General features: G+C 72.1%; 14 protein-coding genes. 4 read left to right on the forward strand and 10 right to left on the reverse strand.

The genetic code is table 11. From position 1 onward, the window contains the following. Window positions 1-170 precede the first annotated feature (170 nt). Entirely contained in the window at window positions 171-305 is a 135-nt protein-coding gene (locus AB0C02_RS14130; RefSeq protein ID WP_357548036.1) for a hypothetical protein, read from the forward strand. 237 nt (window positions 306-542) lie between these two features. Next, window positions 543-3,653 (forward strand): S8 family serine peptidase, encoded by a 3,111-nt coding sequence (locus AB0C02_RS14135; protein ID WP_357548038.1) that lies wholly within the window; start codon window positions 543-545, stop codon window positions 3,651-3,653. Between the two features lie 123 nt (window positions 3,654-3,776). Here the strand turns inward: AB0C02_RS14135 and AB0C02_RS14140 are convergent, their stop codons facing one another. Both AB0C02_RS14140 and AB0C02_RS14145 read right to left on the reverse strand, forming a co-directional pair. Then, the gene (locus AB0C02_RS14140; protein WP_357548041.1) at window positions 3,777-4,463 is read right to left on the reverse strand and encodes a hypothetical protein; all 687 of its coding nucleotides are present in this window, start codon (window positions 4,461-4,463) and stop codon (window positions 3,777-3,779) included. Window positions 4,464-5,109: 646 nt separating this feature from the next. Beyond that, window positions 5,110-5,607, reverse strand: a complete 498-nt coding sequence (locus AB0C02_RS14145) for an HAD domain-containing protein (protein ID WP_357548042.1) — start codon at window positions 5,605-5,607, stop codon at window positions 5,110-5,112. A gap of 236 nt (window positions 5,608-5,843) precedes the next feature. Here AB0C02_RS14145 and AB0C02_RS14150 point away from each other — a divergent pair, with 236 nt between their 5' ends. Continuing rightward, the gene (locus AB0C02_RS14150) at window positions 5,844-6,188 is read left to right on the forward strand and encodes a hypothetical protein (protein WP_357548044.1); all 345 of its coding nucleotides are present in this window, start codon (window positions 5,844-5,846) and stop codon (window positions 6,186-6,188) included. 160 nt (window positions 6,189-6,348) lie between these two features. Here the strand turns inward: AB0C02_RS14150 and AB0C02_RS14155 are convergent, their stop codons facing one another. From AB0C02_RS14155 to AB0C02_RS14165, 3 genes are all read right to left on the reverse strand, one after another. Further along, window positions 6,349-6,855 (reverse strand): DinB family protein, encoded by a 507-nt coding sequence (locus AB0C02_RS14155; RefSeq protein ID WP_357548047.1) that lies wholly within the window; start codon window positions 6,853-6,855, stop codon window positions 6,349-6,351. A 105-nt stretch (window positions 6,856-6,960) separates the two neighbouring features. Then, on the reverse strand, window positions 6,961-7,797 hold the full coding sequence (locus AB0C02_RS14160) for a M15 family metallopeptidase (RefSeq protein WP_357548326.1): 837 nt from the start codon (window positions 7,795-7,797) through the stop codon (window positions 6,961-6,963). Window positions 7,798-7,917: 120 nt separating this feature from the next. Then, window positions 7,918-8,883, reverse strand: a complete 966-nt coding sequence (locus AB0C02_RS14165) for an acetylxylan esterase (RefSeq protein ID WP_357548051.1) — start codon at window positions 8,881-8,883, stop codon at window positions 7,918-7,920. A 198-nt stretch (window positions 8,884-9,081) separates the two neighbouring features. Here AB0C02_RS14165 and AB0C02_RS14170 point away from each other — a divergent pair, with 198 nt between their 5' ends. Further along, entirely contained in the window at window positions 9,082-10,110 is a 1,029-nt protein-coding gene (locus tag AB0C02_RS14170) for a LacI family DNA-binding transcriptional regulator (RefSeq protein WP_357548052.1), read from the forward strand. Here the strand turns inward: AB0C02_RS14170 and AB0C02_RS14175 are convergent. The 5 genes from AB0C02_RS14175 to AB0C02_RS14195 are packed head-to-tail and all read right to left on the reverse strand — an operon-like array spanning window position 10,104 to window position 18,180. Continuing rightward, window positions 10,104-12,053 carry a copper resistance CopC family protein gene (locus AB0C02_RS14175; RefSeq protein ID WP_357548054.1) on the reverse strand — a complete coding sequence of 650 codons (1,950 nt, stop codon included), beginning with the start codon at window positions 12,051-12,053 and terminating at the stop codon, window positions 10,104-10,106. The genes AB0C02_RS14170 and AB0C02_RS14175 overlap by 7 nt on opposite strands. A 5-nt stretch (window positions 12,054-12,058) precedes the next feature. Beyond that, window positions 12,059-12,526, reverse strand: coding sequence for a hypothetical protein (locus AB0C02_RS14180; RefSeq protein ID WP_357548055.1), 468 nt, complete (start codon window positions 12,524-12,526; stop codon window positions 12,059-12,061). Window positions 12,527-12,585: 59 nt separating this feature from the next. Beyond that, window positions 12,586-15,585: a multicopper oxidase domain-containing protein gene (locus AB0C02_RS14185; protein ID WP_357548058.1), complete on the reverse strand. Its 3,000-nt coding sequence runs from the start codon at window positions 15,583-15,585 to the stop codon at window positions 12,586-12,588. Window positions 15,586-15,605: 20 nt separating this feature from the next. Continuing rightward, the gene (locus AB0C02_RS14190; protein WP_357548060.1) at window positions 15,606-16,907 is read right to left on the reverse strand and encodes a multicopper oxidase domain-containing protein; all 1,302 of its coding nucleotides are present in this window, start codon (window positions 16,905-16,907) and stop codon (window positions 15,606-15,608) included. 13 nt (window positions 16,908-16,920) lie between these two features. Then, window positions 16,921-18,180 (reverse strand): multicopper oxidase domain-containing protein, encoded by a 1,260-nt coding sequence (locus tag AB0C02_RS14195; RefSeq protein ID WP_357548063.1) that lies wholly within the window; start codon window positions 18,178-18,180, stop codon window positions 16,921-16,923. Window positions 18,181-18,250: the final 70 nt, after the last annotated feature.

Raw genomic sequence — 18,250 nt, forward strand, 5'->3', positions numbered from 1 at the left:
TTCACTCGAAAGATCACGCGATGGCCGCGCTCTATGCCGGACGAGTTGTCCGGCGATCACGCCAACCGCGTTACACCACTATCAGGGACGCCACTGGCGTCCAGGCCATTTCTTCGGAGGCCTGGGCGAAACAGGAACCGAGGTAGAGGGTCCGCCGCGTCAAGCGGACCTTGACGCGGCGGCAGTTCGAACTGCTGCACCGGCTCGACCATCGCTGGGCGCAGCGGCGGCGCCGCGAGCTGGCCGAGTCCCTCGCCGGCCCCAACGACGTCGCGCTCATCCCGCCGCTCCCCGGTCCGTCCTGAACCGACCTCGCCGAGGGCAAGGGGTTGCCAGCTACCGACGTCCGCCAGGCAGGGCTTGGGCCGTGGATAGGAGGCTGCCCTGGGCCGGCCTACAACGCGACCCGACATTGGCACCTGCCTCTACAACAAACCGGCCGGAATGTCATCCCTCCAAACGTCGATTGTTGATCGACGCCCGACGGTGTAAAGGTCACCTTAAACGCTTCGCACCCATGCGGGCGTAGAAGTGGAGTAGACATGCGTCCCTGGAGACTGCTGCCCTTCACAGGCCGACGCCGGCAAGCCGCCCGGCTTGCCGGCGTCGGGGTGCTCGCCACAAGCCTCGCCGTTCTCGGCGGCGCCACCACCCCGGCCGTCGCAGCCCAAACCCCCCGTTTCACACCGGCTCCCGCAGGCTCCGTCGTCACTCACCTGCCCCTGGGGCTCAGCAACGCGCTGACCACGGTCATGGTGGAGCTGTCCGGCGACCCGGTCACCGTGACCGACGCCGACGCCGCGACGCCACTGACCAGCAGCGAGAAGCAGTCCCGCCGCAGCCAACTGCGCGCCGCGCAGGTACCGGTCGAAAAGCGGGTCCGGGAGCTGGGCGGCAACGTCGTGGGCAACTACCAGTCCACGTACAACGGCATCAAGGTGCGGATCCCGGCGCGCACTGCCGCCGCGCTCATGGACATCCCGAACGTGGTCGGGCTGCACCGTGTCCAGCTCATGGAGCCGGACAACGTCCGCGGCGTACCGCTGATCGGCGCGCCCGCGGTGTGGAACGGCCTCAACGGCCTCCACGGCGAGGGCATCAAGGTCGCGGTCATCGACACCGGCATCGACTGGACCCACGCCGACTTCGGCGGACCCGGCACCGCGGCGGCCTACGACGCGGCGCACGCCGCCGAGACCCAGCCGGCCAACCCGGCCTACTTCGGACCCAACGCGCCGAAGGTAAAGGGCGGCATCGACCTGGTCGGCGACACCTACAACGCCAACCCGGACAGCCCGTCGTACCAGCCGGTACCGCACCCGGACCCGAACCCGTTGGACTGCAACGGGCACGGTACCCACGTTGCCGGCACAGCGGTCGGCTTCGGCGTGCTCGCCGACGGCACCACCTACACCGGCCCGTACAACCAGACCACGGTCAGCGGGCGCTCGTGGCTGGTCGGTCCGGGCGTGGCGCCCAAGGCTGACCTCTACGCCGTGCGGGTGTTCGGCTGCCAGGGTTCGACGGACATGACCGTCGACGCCATCGAGTGGGCCGTCAACAACGGCATGGATGTCATCAACATGTCGCTCGGCTCGCCGTTCGGCAGCGCCGACGACCCGAGCGCGGTGGCCGCTTCCAACGCCGCCAAGGCCGGCGTCATCGTCGTGGCGTCCTCCGGCAACAACGGGGCCAACCCGTACATGACCGGTTCGCCCGCCAGCGGCACGGGCGTCATCAGCGTCGCAGCCAACGACTCGACGGCGAACAACCCGGGTGCCCGCCTCGCGTTGAGCACCGGACTCACAGTGGATGCCATCGACGCCAACGGTGCCGCGTTCGCCGACGGCACCACGCTCCCGGTGAAGGTGCTCAAGACGGGCTCGGCCATCTCGCTGGGCTGCGACCCGCAGGAGTACGTCAACGCCGGGGTGGCCGGCAAGATCGTCGTGGTCAAACGCGGTACCTGTGCGCGGGTCGCGCGGGCCGTCTTCGGCCAGCAGGCCGGGGCCGCGGCGGTGATCATGGTGAACACCGACAACAACCTGCCGGCGTACGAGGGCCCGATCACCGAGAACCCGGACACCGGCGAGAAGTACAACGTCACGATCCCGTTCCTCGGGGTACGGGGGAATGACGGCACGGCGCTGCTGGCCGCGGACGGCGGCTCGGTGGCGCTGTCGGCGTTCACCATCCCGAACCCGAGCTTCCTTGCCTCGGCGACCTTCAGCTCGGGTGGCGCGCGTACCGGCGACAGCTGGCTCAAGCCGGACGTCACCGCGCCGGGCGTCGGCATCTTCTCGGCCGGCGTCGGTACCGGCAACGGCTTCTCGGTGCTGTCGGGCACGTCGATGGCGTCGCCGCACACCGCGGGCATGGCTGCCCTGGTCCGCCAGGCGCACCCGACCTGGAAGAAGGTGGAGAACTGGAAGGCCGCGATCGTCAACACGGCCGACCCCGGCCAGGTCAACAACTACCGCACCAGGATCGCCGGCGCCGGCCTGATCCAGGCGGTCGGGGCGACCCAGACCCAGGTCGTCGCGCTCGGTGACAAGGGCACCGCGACGCTCAACTACGGCTTCGCCGAGCTGGACAAGGACTACAAGGCCACGAAGACCGTCAAGCTGCACAACTTCGGCAGCGTGGCCGCCTCGTTCGACGTGACCACGACCCGGGGGGCCGGCCAGCCGCACTCGGTCTCGCCCAACAAGACCAAGGTGACGGTGCCGGCGCGCGGCGACGCGGAGGTCAAGGTCCAGCTGTCCGTACCGTCGGCCACCGCGGGTGACTCGTCCAAGTTCCGCGATGTCGCCGGCCTGGTGCAGTTCACCCCGACCAGCGGCGGAAGCAACGGCGTGGCGCTGCGCGTGCCGTACTACTTCGTGCCGCAGGCGGTGTCGCACATCGAAACGAAGATCGACGAGAACAAGCTGACCAAGAACGGCTCGGCCACCGCGACGGTGACGAACAAGAAGGGCGCCACCACAGGTACCGCCGACTGGTACGCCTGGGGGCTGACCGACCGCAAGACCAAGGGCCTCGGCTCGAACGACGTCCACGCCGTCGGCGTGCAGGCCTTCCCGGGCGGGCTGGCGTTCGCGATCAGCACGTACCACCGCTGGTCCAACGCGGCGGCCAACGAGTTCGACATCCTGGTGGACGTCAACGGCGACGGAGTCGACGACTACGCCGTGGTCGGCTCGGACTACGGTGCGTTGACGTCGGGTTCCTTCAACGGGCAGATGGCCGTGGCGGTGTTCAACCTGAAGACCGGCGACGGCTCGATCGAATACCTGGCCGATGCGCCTACCGACAGCAGCACCATTGTGCTGCCGGTGGACATCTCGCAGCTGTGTGACTCCTCGTCGCCGTGCCTGTCGGCGAGCAACCCGCGGCTGAGGTACCACGCGGTCGCCTTCGGCGTGACCGACGAAACCGTGGACGTGGTGGACGGCGTGGCGTCGTTCAACGCGTTCGCGCCGGCAGTCAGCACCGGCATGTTCGACGAGGTGGCCCCGGGCGCCTCGGCGACTGAGACCGTCTCAGTCAACACGGCCGAGTTCGCCAAGACCCCGCCGCTCGGGCTGATGATCGTCAGCCACGACAACCCGAGCGCGGACGAGGCGCAGCTCGTCAAGCTGAAGGTGAAGTGACCGTCTGACCCGCACAAACCAGTGGCGGCCGTCCTGGACCCCAGGACGGCCGCCACTGGCATTCTGGGTGAATCGAACATGTGTTGCGGATCTGGGCCAGGGAGAGGAACGGTGCGGTCATGGTCAGGTCACGCCGAGGGCGGCGGCGAGCTGGATGATCGTCGCCGGGGCGCGAGGATCGCGGGCCACTTGGGCGAGCACCGAGCGGGCGGCGGGGCGCTGGCGTACCTCGGCGGGTGCCGTGCGGTCGGCCTCGACCAGGATCCGGCCGGCGTTGATCGGATCGTCGGTGTGGAGGTAGGCGCGGGCGACGTCGAGCAGGTGCGCGGCGCGGTGCGCGGCGGGTAGCCACCGCCAGGCGTCTCGCGTGGTGGCCTTCTCGTGCCAGGCGATGGCGTCGCCGGCGTTGCCCAGGTCGAGGGCGGCGGCGACCCGGGCCAGTTCCACGGCTGTCGGCCCGAACGCGGTGTGGTGGTGGTCGTGGCCGTCAACGACGCGCGCGGCCATGGTGGCGGCGTCCTCGACGAGTTCGGCGGTGCTGTGGTCGTCGCCGTGGCGGGCTGCGGCCAGGGCGGCCTGGACGAGCAGCGTTCCGCACAGCGATATCTCGGGCGCTGCCGCGTCGGCCGGGTCGGGCGGGGCGATCCGGTACGCGGCGGCCAGCGCCGTCGACAGGGCCGCCCGCGCCCGCCCCGAGGCGCGCAGCACCTGGCCGAGTTGCACGGTGGCGGCGGCCGCCAACATGGGGTCGCCGGTCGCGGTGACCATCGCCCGGTCGGCGGCCAGCCAGGCCAACTCGGGACCCTCCATCCTGGGGAGCGGGCCGCCGCCCGGCCCGCCACGTCAAGCGGACCTTGACGGCTCGTTCGGACGCAGGCGGGTCGGGCTGCGGTCTGCTTGGCTTGCCCGGGTCGATGGCGGGCCGGATGGCCTACCGCGACCACCCACGGACCCGGCGGTTGCCGACCGTCTCCGGCCATCCTGGAGCCGGAGCGCCCTCGCCGGAGGCGCAGTGACCGCGACCCCGCGACCGTCGCCAGCCCGCCGACGTGGCCGGCGTGTCCTCCCTCACGCCGCGCCAGTCCGGGCCGCGCGGCCCGGCCGGCTGCCGGCCCACCATCTCACCCGTCGGATGGCCTGTCGTCTGCGGCGGCCCTTCAGGTCTTCGCGGCACCGCACCTCGCCCGCGTGCTCGACGGCCACCATGGGGCGAATTGCCGGAGCAGTCCACCATCGTCCGTGGTCGTCCGGCGTCGGCCGCCCCGGGCGTCACCAAGTTGGTTACCCAGCCCGAGGGCCAGACGTTGAAGCGGAACTTAGAGCCACCTTGGCCTGACCTGCGTCAAGCTACTCGGCACGCAGGTCACGGCCGTCCGGGCTCGCGTAATTGGTCGCTGGTTGCCGACGTTTCACGTTGCCTGTGCCCTATGTGTGCCCCGAGCCCGAGGTGTTGCTGTCATCGGGCGCGCTCGCCATCGAGCAAGTCCTCTGCCCACCGGAGCAACCGGCGGACTTCCGCTTGGCTCAGCCCTTCGGCGGGATCGATATCGACAAGCAGGGTCGACACCTCACGAGCTTCGGCCCATGCACGCGCTTCGGGAGTCAGCCCGTCATCAATCCAAGCCGCAGGGCGTGAGCCGACGTACCTGGCGATGGCAGGCACCTTCTCGCGAGGGTCGAACGGGACGGGCGGAAAGGCAATCACGGGCAGCCGCGGAAGCTGGAGTACAGGCGCGAGAAGCCGGTTCGCCTCGGCACCCCACGCGGTTGCCCAGACCACCTCGAACCAGTCACCCAGTTCCTGGAGCCAATCCGCGTGAGCCCGGCACAGCCGTACCGGCTCCTCGCCAGGGAAGAAGTCGAACTCCTCGTAGCCGGATGGGCACTGGTCAGCCGCGAACGGGTTCAGGAGCCCGTCGACGTCCAGCAGGAGGAGGGGAAGGCCGCGTGCCATGGCCGTCAGGATACGGAATCCGGCGTACGGGTCGACTCGTCCGCCGGCCACCAGGTGGGCGTCAGCGATCCTCGGACCAGCCCCGACCGCACCAGCCGACGGCCTCGCTTTACAAACCATCAGCTTCCCAGTCACCATCACCCCGCACCTTCTGACCCAGGCCCCGCCCCCGCCGACCATGACCTTTACCAACGCCTTCGGTTCGGTGATGGCCTGACGGCTTCTGGAGGTAGAACATGCTCTTCAAAGCCATCATTGTGGTGCTGGTGACCATTGCAGGGTTGGCCGCAATAATCTGGGTTGCCAACTGGCCCTTCAACACCCCGTGGGAGGACGAGCTCAGTTCCGAGCAACGGCGGATTAACGCCGCACACAATCGGCGTCATCACCGCCGTGCGGCGCGCATGATATTGCCCATTTTTGCCATCGGGTTCGGAATTACGTCGCTGAGCCTTCTGTCAGGCCCGAAGAGTGATCCGTTCGCGGCGGTAGTCACGGGCGTCTGTTCGGTTGTGTGCGCCGGCGTGTTCGGTGCCCTGATCAAGAGGGGGTGCAGGCGGCGGCCTTCGACACGGCGATGAACTCCTTGGCTCCGATCAGCACCCCACGCTTGTCCACCCTGTAGCGACCGGCTTGCCATCCCTGTCTGCCATCGACCCGCCCTTCTGGAGAACGGGCCGCCAGCGCGCGCCCTGGCGGCGGCGCGTACGACCCGTCAAGGGCCGCCTTGATAGACGTAGGTCAGGCGCCGACGGTGCCGTCGATGGCCTCGCGGAGGAAGTCGGCGTGGCCGTTGTGCCGGGCGTACTCGTGCATCATGTGCAGCATCACCAGGCGCAGCGACACGTCCTCGCCCCACCGGGCCTGGTGGCCGGTGACGTCCAGCGACTCGGCCTCCCGCTCGATGCGGCGGGCGTGCTCCACCTCCCGTTGCCACGCCTCGAACGCCTCCGACCGGCTGGCCGTGCTCGCGTCGTACGCCTCCTGGAAGTCGCCGGTTTCCGACCAGACCAGCGGGATATCCTCTGCGTTGATGACCCGGCGGAACCAGGTCCGCTCCACCTCTGCCATGTGCCGGACAAGGCCGAGCAGCGACAGCGTCGACGGCGGCGAGGACTGCTGGCGCAGCTGCTCGTCGGTGAGACCCGCGCACTTCATCGCCAGGGTGGCCCGGTGGTAGTCGAGGAACGCGCGCAGCGTCTCCCGCTCTCCGGCCATCAGGGGCGGGCCGATCCGTTCGGTCTCCACGGGGTGTCCTTTCCTGCGCGGGCCGGCGGCCCGCTCCCGAAAGCCGTGAGCCTAGTCCCCGCTTTCGTCCAGGTTGGACCGGGTCGGGACGGGCCGGGGCGGCGTTCAGCGCAGCGAGGACCGGGCCACCGGGAAGTCGAAGTACGTGTCCGGGTAGGGCTCGGCGGTGTAGCGGTAGTGCCACCACTCCTCGGGGTAGTTCTCGAACCCCTGCGCGGCCATCAGCTTTGTCAGCAGGTCCCGGTTGGTTCGGGCCGCCCCGGTGACCGCCGGGTCGGCGGTGTGGGCGCGCGGGTTGAAGCAGTCGAACCCGGTGCCCATGTCGATTGAGTTGTCCGGGAAGCGGCGCCCGACGGGCGCGGTGCAGGCGACCAGCGGCTGTCCCGGCACGTACGCGGGCTGCTCGGGGCTGGGCACCGGGACCAGGGTGAGGTCGAAGGTGCTGCCCCGGCTGTGCGCGGTCGGCGCGCCGATGTACCCGTCGGCGAATAGCCGGTCCTTGGGCACGTCGGGATAGAACTCGCCCTTCATCTGCTGCTCGCCGGGCAGCTTGGCCCAGGTGACGAATTCGTTCACCGCCCGCTGGGGGCGGTAGCAGTCGTACACCTTCAGGCTGCGGCCCTGGGCCAGGGCGGCGGTCTGCACCCGGTGCAGCGCGTCGGCCGCCTTGCGGGTGAGCAGGCAGAGTGGTTCCGGGTAGCCGGTGATCGGCCGGCCGACGAAGTTGTGGGCGGTGGCGTACCGGATGTCGGTGCGGATGCTGGGGTCGACGTCGGTGATGTTGACGAAGTCGGCGGGGGCGCGGGGGCCGGTCGGCGTGACGGACGGCGACGGTTGCGCGGAGGGTGACGGCGTCGCGGAGGGGGCCGGCGGGGGTGACGGTGACGGGCTCGGCGCGGGCCGCTGGCACCCGACGGTGAACGCCACGGCCGCGACGGCCAGCGCCGCCGCGCGGGCTGCCGCTCCTCTGCCGGCCCTCACCCTGCTGTGTCTACCAGAATCGGTGGGCCGTCGGGCCGACAACGCGGCAGCGCCCGCGCGACGGCGGCGATCGGCGGACGGTCAGCCGCCGAGCGCCTGCCGGAGGAAGGTCAGCGCCGCCGCGTCGTCGTCGATGCCGCCCGCCTCGTGGCCGTTGTACCGCCACACCGCCAACTCCTTCTCTCCCGCGTACGCGTTGACGGCGGCGAAGACCGTTGAGGGTGGCACGATCTCGTCCATCAGCGCGACGGAGAAGCGGGCCGGGATGGTGGCCCGCCGGGCGAAGGCGACCCCGTCGACGTAGCCGAGGGTGCGCAGCACCTGCTCCTCCCGGTCGCGGTGCACGGCGAGGTAGTCCCGGATTTCCCGGTAGGGATGGGCGTCGGTGACCACGATCGCCCGCGGGATGTCGCAGAGGAACGGCACGTACGCCACGACGGCCGCCAGGTCCGGGACCAGGGCGGCGGTCGCCAGCGCGGTGCCGCCGCCCTGGCTGTGCCCCAGCACGGCCACCCGCGCCGCGTCCACCACTGGCAGGCTCCGTGCGGCGTCCACGGCCCGGACCGCGTCGGTGAAGAGCCGGCGGTAGTAGTACCGGCGTGGGTCCTCGATGCCCCGGGTCGCCACGCCCGGCGCCTCCGGGCCGGCCGCGGCTGTGTCGGGGGTGGAGCCCCGGCTCCAGCCGGAACCCTGGCCGCGGGTGTCCATCTGCAGGTGCGCGAAGCCCGCCGAGGCCCAGAGCAGGTTCTCCAGCGGGTGGCCTCGGCCGCCGCCGTAGCCGACGTACTGGACCACGGTGGGCAGTGGCCCGGCGGCGCCGCGCGGGACCCGCAACCACGCCTTGATCGGCTGCCCGGCGAACCCGGGGAAGGTGACGTCGGAGACGTCGACCGTGGTCAGCGGGGTGGTCAGCGGGGTCACCTCGACGAATCCGGCCCGCGCGCGGGCCTCCGCGATGGTGTCGGCCCAGAACCCGTCGAAGTCCTCCGGCTCACGCAGGTCGCTGCGGTAGGCGCGCAGGTCCGCCTCGGGTAGGTCGGTGTGCAATCACTGCTCCTCAGGACGCCGAGGGCCACGGCGGGGCGGAATTTCCGGCAGGGTTCCGGAACCTCGGGAACGCTAGAACGACCCCGAGTTGTCGTCAACCTCTTGTGCTGCGGCAAGATGGGCGGCGGGCTGGGCAGGGCGGTTCCGCCACGTCGGCGGCAAGGTTTCGGTCGGTGTTCCGGCCGGTGGGGAGACAGCGTGAGCGCGGACGACGGGCGCAGGGTGACCATCACCGCGATCGCGCAGGAGGCCGGCGTCTCGGTGCCCACCGTCTCCCGGGTGCTCAACGGACGGTCGGACGTCGCCCCGGACACCCGCGAGCGGGTCGAGGAGCTGCTGCGCCACCACGGATACCGCCGACGCGGCAGCCGTACGACGCGCCGGGCCAACCTGGTCGATCTGGTCTTCAACGACCTGGACAGCCCGTGGGCCGTGGAGATCATCCGAGGCGTGGAGGACGTCAGTCACGCCGCCGGGGTCGGCACCGTCGTCTCCGCGATCCACCGTCAGTCCCACTCAACTCGGCAGTGGTTGCAGAACCTGCGGACGCGCGCCTCCGACGGGGTCATCGTCGTGACCTCTCACCTGAGTTCGCCGGTGCAGGCCCAGCTGCGCCGCCTCGACGTGCCCGTCGTGGTGGTCGACCCGGCCGGGGTGCCGGCGACGGACGTGCCCAGCGTCGGCGCGACCAACTGGGCCGGCGGGCTCGCCGCCACCGAGCACCTGCTCGGGCTCGGGCACCGCCGGATCGGCTTCGTGACCGGGCCCACCCACCTGCTGTGCAGCCGGGCCCGGCTGGACGGCTACCGGGCGGCCCTGGAGGCGGCCGGCGTGCCGCTGGACGAGCGACTGGTGCAGCCGGGCGACTTCTACCACGCGTCGGGCTTCGCGGCCGGCGCCGCCCTGCTCGACCTCGACGACCCGCCGACCGCGATCTTCGCGGCCAGTGACCAGATGGCCTTCGGGGTCTACGAGGCGGTCCGCCGACGCGGGCTGCGGGTCGCCGACGACGTGAGCGTGGTGGGCTTCGACGACCTGCCGGAGGCGCAGTGGGCGTCGCCGCCGCTGACCACGGTGCGACAGCCCCTGGCCGAGATGGGGCGGCTCGCCGCGCGCACCGTGCTGCGGCTGGCCCAGGGCGAGGAGATCGAGTCGCCCCGGGTCGAACTGGCGACCGCTCTGGTGGTCCGGGACAGCTGCGCGGCTCCTGTCGGCGAGCGTCACTGACAGCGGCGCCCGCCGGCTGACCAGCGGCGGCTCCTTCGCCACCCTCGCCAGCCGGCCATGGCCGCCACGACGGCCGCGACGAGCGTGCCCAACTGCGCGGACCGGTCCAGCATCGGCCGCAGCGGGGCCGCGGAGACGCGTACCGGGGTGGTGGCGGTGTCGCCGGCCGGTACCAGCCACGGATGGGTGTCGGTCACCGGCGGCAGGCCGTCGCGGAGCACGGTCACCCCGACCTGCCACCCGCCCGGGCTACGGATGTCGTCCACTGCCACCACCCAGCCGTCGCCGGTCCGGGTGACCGGATGCACCGCCCGTTCCCCGTTCGGGCCGGTGAGCAGCAGCGACACTCCGGTCACCGGTCCCGGGGCCGGGCGGCGGGTGTCCTCGACGCCGACGGTGACCATGTTGCGGCCCGGGCGGTTGGGGCGTACGGCAACCGTGTCGACGAGGTCCGCGACCTGCCCGCTGACCTGGGGTACGGCGCGCGGGGCGTCGGTCACCGGGAAGGCGGGACCCCGGCCGGGTCCGGCGGCGGCCAGCGCCCCGGCCAGCCCGAGGACGGCCACGAGCAGCCCCGCTTCGGCGAGCAGGCCCCGCCGGGGCAGGTCGGACCGGCGCAGGCGACGGGCGGTCCGTAGACCCAGCAGTCCCGCCACCCCGACCGTGCCGACCTTGGCGAGCAGCAGCTGCCCGTACGGGGAGCCGAGCAGGGCATCGACGGTGGCCACCTGGGGGCCGGTGAGCAGCAGCCCGCTGAGCAGCAGCACGGTGAGGCAGCCCGCGGCGAGGGGCGCGAACGCGCGCAGCAGCGCGCGTAGCTGGGCGGCCCGGTCGGCCGCCCGGCGGGCCGACGGCAGCAGCGCGAGCACGGCGGCCAGTACCGCGCCGGCCCAGCCGCCGGCGGCCAGCACGTGGACACCGCCGACCAGGGCGGTGCGCAGCGGCCCGCCCATCGAGTGGCCGAGCAAGGCGGTGCCCGTGGCGGCGGCGAGCGCCCCGAGCAGCCCGACGACCACTGTGCCGGGGGCGGCGCGGACTACAGGACGGTCGGCGGTGCCCGAACCGGCGGGGGCGGCGGACCGGCCGGCGCCGGGGCCCGATCGGCCCGGCTCGAGCCGACGGGCGGCGATCACCACGGCCGCGAGCAGCATCGCGGTGCCGGCCTCGCGGAGCAGCCAGCGGCCACTGGTGAGCTGGTCGGCCAGGAGCCGCCACCGTCCGCCGCCCGCTCCGGCGAGCTGAATGGCCAGTTGCAGGGGCGCGGCGAGTAACGCCACCACCCCCGCGTACCCGGCGACCACGAGCAACCGGCGACGCAGGGCGAGATCCGCGCTGGATCTTGGAGAGTTCCCGTTCGTGGTGGACGGCAACTCTCCAAGATCTCCACCGGCCCACCCACCACGGCTGGTGGCCGCCGCGTGCAGCGCGGCCAGGGCGGCGCCGCCGAGCAGGACGGCCAGTCCGGCCAGCCCGAGCGCCCGGGCGACGGTCTCCCGCGGACCGGGGCCGGCCGGGCGGGCGACGCCCGCGGCGGTGACCTGCCGGCCGACGCCGAAGACCAGGGTGCCGCTGGTGATGTGCAGGTCGTCGGAGGAAAGGGTTCGCCATGCGACGTGGTAGGTGTTCGGCGGCAGCGGGGGCAGGCCGGCGACCAGGGTGACCGGCTCCTCGGTGCCGACGTCCGCGGCGGGTTCGCCGTCCTCGCCGCGCAGCGCCAGCCCGGTCACCGACCACTGCCGGCCGTCGCCGTCCAACAGGCTGACCCGGGCGGCGGAGAGCTCCACGTGCTCGGTGAAGGCCAGGGTCAGCGTCTCGGGCGCCCGGTCGAGCACCGCGCCGTCCGCGGGCGCGCTGCGGACCAGGTACGCGTGGGCCTGCGCCGGCGCGGGTCCGACCACCACGGCCAGGCCCGCCAGGAAGAGCGCGGCGAACAGGCGGCACATGAAGTTCACCGCACCGGAACGTGGGCCAGGCGACGCTGCCCCGAGGTGATCTCGATCTTGTCGCCGCGCTTGATGGCGTTGTCGTTGTTCAAGTACAGCAGGTAGTAGCTCTGGCCGGGACGCAGTTCGTGGCCCTGCTTCATCAGGGCCGCCCGCCAGGCCAGCTTGCCGGAGCGCTCGTTGCGCAGCCGCGGCGGGTGCTTGGTGTCGTTCTGGAACGCCGATGCCTTCTGGGTGTCCAGCACCACGTAGCGCAGCTCCACCAGACCGCCGTCGCCGACCACCGCGGCCTGGGTGAAACGGATGCCCAGGACGCTCTCCAACTGCCCGTCCTGCGGGACGGCGTAGCCCTGCCGGGCGTCGGCGTAGCCGCCGAAGCGGACGATCGACACCGCGACCAGCGCCAGCACGAGCAGCGGGAGCAGCACCCGGTCGAGGCGGGGACGCGGGATGCGGAACGGGATCGCGACCATCGTCAGGACTCCTCGGGGAGGGTGGGAGCCGGGCGCGTGCCCGACCCCCACGGGTCGGCTCAGGGTGCGGTGTAGCGGGTGGAGGCGTAGTTGTCGAAGCTCAGCGACCCGGTGGTGGTGGCGGTACGGGCGATCAGGCCCAGCGTCGCCGACTCCACCGTGTAGCCGCTGGTGTCGCCGGTCAGGGTGCCGACCGTGACCGTGCCGACCTTGAGGGTGGCCGAGCCCGCGGTGGCCGACGCCCAGTCCAGGCGGAACGTCCCCCCGTTCACGTTCGCCCACGCGGTGTACGCCCATCCGGCGGGCCGGAGCAGCCCGAGCCGGAACTGGTTGACGCCGTTGCTGCGCTGGTACTGCACCACGGCGAGGGGGCTGCCGGCGGCGTTGCGCAGCTGGTGGACGGTGACCACGGCGGTCTGCGGGTTGAACGTGCCGAGGATGACGTCGGCCTTGGTGTGCATGGTGCGCTCGGCGGCCGGGGTGTCGTCCAGGACGTAGCCGACCGTGCTGGCGACCAACTGGCCGGCGCTGACCGACACCGTGCCGAACACCTGCGACCACGCCTTCGTGCCGTTGCTGAACCCGTCTGAGAAGATCGCGTCGGGCGGGTCGACGTCGACCGTCACCGAGGCGGCCGTCCCCCAGTGGCCCAGCGCGTCCCGGGCCCGGGCCCACAACGTGTGGCTGCCCTTGCTGAACCCGTTGAGGGCGACCGTGGCGGAGACGGCGCTGCCGTTGACCGTCATCGGGTGGCCGTGGCCGACGCCGGGGTCGGCGCCCTCGTACCACTCGGCGTCGGTGACCGCCGAGAGGTCGGTGGCGGCGGCGGTCAGGGAGAGCGTCGCCGCCCGGGCGGTCGGGTTCGGCGTCGCGGTGAAGGCGGTGATCACCGGCCCGGTCCGGTCCAGGACGAACGTGACCGCGGCGAGTGGTCCCCAGTTCCCGGCCGAGTCGCGGGCGTGCACCAGCACCTGGTGGATGCCGTCGGCGGCCCCGGTCAGCTCACTCAGCGGCAGCAGCCCGTAGGTGTTCTCGGTGGCGCTGTTGAACGACCCGTCCAGGGCCAGGAGAGTGAACCCGGCGCCGTCCGCTCCGCCGACGTCGAGGAAGCCCTCCGCGCCGGCGATCGTCGAGCGCACGCCGCCCCCGACCGGATCGGTGAACGCCGCGTTGATCCGCAGGTGAGCCGGGTCGGCCGCCGAGCCGGTACGACCGTCGGTGGCGGCCGGTTCCATCGCCGCGGAGAGCAGGGTCGGCGCGGTCCGGTCCACCACCAGGTCGACGGTGCCGTACGGGCCCCAGAAGTTGAACGAGTCCCTGGTGTGCACGTGCACGCTGTGCCGGCCCTCGGACAGGGCTGCGGCGACCACCGCGGGGATGACGCCGGATTCGGCGCTGACCGACGTACCCGGGTTGGCCAGGGTGAGCGGGGCGCCGGTGCCGCTGGGTCCGGTGGCGTCCACGAAGTACTCCGCGGCGGTGACCGTGCCACCCAGGCCGCGGTCGTCGCCGGTGGCGGAGATGGCGATGCCCGCGGTGCCGTTGGCCGGGTTGGGGCTGAGGCTGACGGCGGTGGTGACCGCGCCGGTGACCGCGAGGTTCAGCGTGGTGCTGCCGACCACCCCCCAGTTGCCGGCGACGTCGTGGCCGCGTACCCAGATGGTGTGCTTGCCCTGGCTGAGCGTGCCGAGCAGGTCGCCGGGGAGGATGGCGGTGGCCCCGGTGACGGTCGGGCCGGCGCCGAAGCCGGCGGCGGTGAACGCGGTGCCCGTGCCCTCGGCGATCCGCAGGTCGTCGACGACCGCCTCGGCCCGGTCCACCACCGAGTTGCCGTTGCGCGCGTCGGTGAAGTCGGCGGTGACGGTGATCGTGTTCCGCACGCTGGCCGGGTTCGGTGCGACCCGGACGTTCGCCGAGGTCGGGCCGACGTGGTCGCCGCTGATCGGCGGCGGGTCGGTGTCCAGGAAGGTCAGCATGCCGCCGAAGGCCTGCTGCGGGCTGATCCCGTTGACCGTGCTGCCGTAGCGCTGGCCGGCGTTGTTGAGCTGCCCGCCCGACTCGTACAGCGCGAAGCGTCGCCCGTCCGACCCGGCCGGCAAATCGACCACCGCATCGACCGCCTGCCCGGGTTGCAGCGGCAGGGTCACCGCCGCCTCCGGGTACGCGGCCGGGCGGGCGTCCTGCCCGACGACCGCCTGGTCCAGCCCGAGCAGGGTCATCGGGTGCGGCTGCAGCCCGGCGGCGACGTAGCGCAGCAGCACCCGGCGGCCGGCGTCGGTGGCGACCACGTCGGTCTCCGGGAAGGCCTTGCCGTTGATCAGGCGGTACTTCGGGGCGTACGCCCGCATGTCGTAGGTGCGCGGGGCGGCGTTGAACGCCGGGTCGACCTCGGTGAGCACCAGCACCGCCTCGTCGTCGTAGGTCGAGGCGGTGTCCCCGTACGCGCTGGGCCGCCCGCCGACCGCGGGGGCACGGACCACCAGCGCGCCGACCAGGCCCATGGCGATCTGCCGTGCCCCGTAGGTGGTGTGGCCGGCCTGGTAGAGGTAGGTGCCCGGGCGGGAGGCGGTGAAGGTGTAGCCGCGGGTGCCGCCGGGGGCGGCGCCGGTGCGGTCCGGGGCGAGCCCGGTGACCGCCGGGAACGCCAGCGACAGGTTGTCGGTGAGCCCGTTGTGCACGGTGATGGTCACCCGGTTGCCCTGGTCGACCACGAGCACCGGGCCGGGCAGGGTGGCCGTGGCGGCGTCGGTCGAGGCGAAGCCCCAGATCGGCACCGGCGCGGCGGCGCCGGGCAGCACCACCGAACCGGGCTTGGCCCACAGGTCGCAGGTCGCGGTGCCGGCGGCGAGCCGGCAGCCGGTCTGCGGCAACGTGCCCTGCGGCGGGCCGGGTGGCCCGGCGAGGGAAGCCGACGCCCGACCGGAGGGTGCTGCCGCGAGAGTGGCCGGGCCGGCGGATCCGGCGGCGGGCCGGGCCGCGGCGTTCGTCGGGGCCGGGCCCAGCACCAGCAGCGCCGCCGCGATCCCGGCGACCAGCCGAGGCGTACGGGTCAGTGTCATCGTCGCCCTCCCCTGCCGTGTCATGCCGGGCATCCGGCGGGCGGGTCGATGCGGATCAGCGTCATCATTCCGCCGAAGCTCGCCCCGTAGTTGGTGGCCTGTTCCAGCGCGTGGCTGTGCGCGACGTGGTAGTACTCGCCGCACTGGTTGTTCTGCACCACGCCGGGCGGCAGCTCGCCCTGTGCACCGCCGAGGTACGGGTTCTCCGCGAACCAGGTCTCCGGACCGGGGCCGACGATCTGGTCCTGCAACGACGGCAGCGGCACCGGGATCGGGTTGGTGCTCGGGTTCCAGTGCTCGGCGTCCTTCCAGACCATCAGCGTGTCCACGGTCTGCCCGGGCGCGACGTCGATGAGGAAGTTGGAGAACGAGAGGTCCTGCCCGCCGGGGCCCTGCGCGGGCCGGCCGTCCCGGGCGATCAACTGCTCGTCACTGCCGTGCGGGTGGAACGGGTAGCTGACCGAGCCGGCGTTGAGGTAGCGGATCAGGGCTGGCTTCGGGTTGCTCGTCGGGTCGTACGGCTGGATGTGGATCAACGCACCGTACGGCTGGTCGGGCAGCCAGTCGGCGTGGTTGGGGGCCAGGGTGTCCGGCATGCTGCGCCCGTTGATGGTGAAATAGCGGGCCTTGTACTTCGTGAAGTCGTACGCCCGCTTGCGCTCGACGGCCAGGTGCAGGTCCGGGTCGATCTCACCGAGCAGGTAGAGGTATTCGTGGTCGGGGTTGAACGCCGAGTCGGCCCGGTCGTTCTCCCGGTCCGGGTGGCCGACCGGGCGCACCACCAGCGCCCCGTGGAGCCCCATCTGCACCTGCTTCTGCACGTCGGTGCCGGACTGGTAGAGGTAGGTGCCGGGCGGGCCGGCGGTGAAGGTGTAGGTGACCGAACCGTTGCCGGCCGCGGCGGTGGTGGTGAGCGAGGTGAGGTTGTCGGCGCTGTCGGTCTCCGGCTGGGCCGGCCGCCCGTCAGCGAGCACCCGCGCCTGACCGGGGAAGGTGATCGAGGTGGGCTCCGGCAGGGTGTTGTGCAGCACGACGGTGACCTTCACCCCGGAGGTGACGCAGAGCGTCGGGCCGGGCAGTTGGAACTCGCCGCCGCTGGCCGCGTAGCTCCACATGTAGATGGTGTTGCCGTCCGGCATGCCCGCGTATCCGCCGGTGGCGGTGAGGTCGAAGGCGTTGTCGCGGGACGTCAGGCATTCCAGGCCGGCCGGCGGGCTGGCGGCCACCCGGTGCGGCCCGGGGACGAGGAGCACGGCGACGATGGCCGCGACGAGCGGCACCGCGCTCAGCCGCTTCCACCGGCCGCGGTCGAGACGAAGCATCGGTACCCCCATCTCAGGCGTTCGCCCGGGTCTGCGCCGCGAGCGTGCCGGGCGGCGAGATCCGGATCTCGGTCAGCTGCCCGCCCCGTCCGCCGCCGGCGTTGGCCAGGGACATCAGGTCGCGGTCGTAGAGCAGGTACGTGCCGGCGTCGGGCGCGGTGAAGATGACGTCGCGGCTCTCCCCCGGCCCGATCTCGACGGTGCTGGTCACCTGATATTCGGCGCTGCCGTCCCGGCCGCGCAGCAGCGCGGCGTCCTTGCCGACCACCAGCAGGTCGATGCCGTCGACCGTGAGGGTGTGGTTCCAGTAGCCGAGGTTGGCCAGCCGCAACAGCACCCGCTCCCCCGCGTTCGCCATGATCACCGAGGAGATCGGCTGGTAGCGCAGCCGCCCGGCGGCGGGGCTGAGCGGGTCGCCGTTGGGGGCGAGGGTGTCCGGGTAGCAGCGGCCGTTGAAGGCGAAGAAGGACGGCTTGTAGTCGGTCCAGTCGGTGGTCTGGATGTGCGCGTCGCGGTAGTGCGCCTCGGCCCACACCTCGGTGAGCATCAGCGCGAACTCCCGGTCGTACCGGGTGCTGCCGTCGCCGTCGTTGTAGGCGTACTTCCCGGGCGGGACGTCAACGGTGCCGGCGTTCTGCGTGGGCCGTACGTAGACGATGCCGGTCATGCCCATCTGCACGTGCTCGACGTCTTCGAAGTGGCAGTGGTACATGTACGTGCCGGCGTCGTGCGGCCGGAAGAAGTAGGTGAACTCGCGGCCGATCGGCACGGAGATGGACAGCTCCGGCACGCCGTCGAAGAGCGGGATGGCATTGCGGAAGCCGTGCCAGTGCACGGTGTGCCCGTCGACCAGGTCGGGGCGCTGGGCCAGGCCGAGGTTGGTCAGCTTGATCTTGATGTCGGTCTCCTGGTCGAAGCCGAGCAGCGGGGCGGTGATCTGCGCCTTGCCGCGCTGGGCGGTGACCTCGGTGGCGGACAGGCCGGTGACGTCGCGGAAGCCGAAGACGTACAGGTCGGTGTTGGGCGGGGCAAGCGGGTCGGGCCAGAACGGGCTGATCGCCGGGGAGCCCTGCGGCATGGAGACCCAGCCGTCGGTGGCCGCCAGGTGCAGGGCCACCGACGGGTTGGGCACCGCGCGGGGCAGGACCGCCGCCGGGCGGCGCGGTTGGGCGTCGGAGCCGCTCTCGGGCAGGACCGCCCAGGTGCCCAGACCGGTGACGCCGGCGAGCAGGGCACGCCGGCTGAGGCTCCGCTGCCGTACGGGATCGGTCACGATCTCCTCCTCGATGGGTGGGACGGGCGCGGGGCCCACGGGCGGCCGGTGTGCGCCGGCCGCCCGCGGA

The sequence above is a fragment of the Micromonospora sp. NPDC048999 genome, from assembly GCF_040649295.1.
Classification (GTDB): Bacteria; Actinomycetota; Actinomycetes; order Mycobacteriales; family Micromonosporaceae; genus Micromonospora.

Bases quoted from the DNA above. Each gene is read 5' to 3' on its own strand.
- AB0C02_RS14135 (WP_357548038.1), top strand. From the start codon at position 543: ATGCGTCCCTGGAGACTGCTGCCCTTCACAGGCCGACGCCGGCAAGCC.
- AB0C02_RS14140 (WP_357548041.1), bottom strand. From the start codon at position 4,463: ATGGAGGGTCCCGAGTTGGCCTGGCTGGCCGCCGACCGGGCGATGGTC.
- AB0C02_RS14145 (WP_357548042.1), bottom strand. From the start codon at position 5,607: ATGGCACGCGGCCTTCCCCTCCTCCTGCTGGACGTCGACGGGCTCCTG.
- AB0C02_RS14150 (WP_357548044.1), top strand. From the start codon at position 5,844: ATGCTCTTCAAAGCCATCATTGTGGTGCTGGTGACCATTGCAGGGTTG.
- AB0C02_RS14175 (WP_357548054.1), bottom strand. From the start codon at position 12,053: ATGTGCCGCCTGTTCGCCGCGCTCTTCCTGGCGGGCCTGGCCGTGGTG.
- AB0C02_RS14180 (WP_357548055.1), bottom strand. From the start codon at position 12,526: ATGGTCGCGATCCCGTTCCGCATCCCGCGTCCCCGCCTCGACCGGGTG.
- AB0C02_RS14185 (WP_357548058.1), bottom strand. From the start codon at position 15,585: ATGACACTGACCCGTACGCCTCGGCTGGTCGCCGGGATCGCGGCGGCG.
- AB0C02_RS14190 (WP_357548060.1), bottom strand. From the start codon at position 16,907: ATGCTTCGTCTCGACCGCGGCCGGTGGAAGCGGCTGAGCGCGGTGCCG.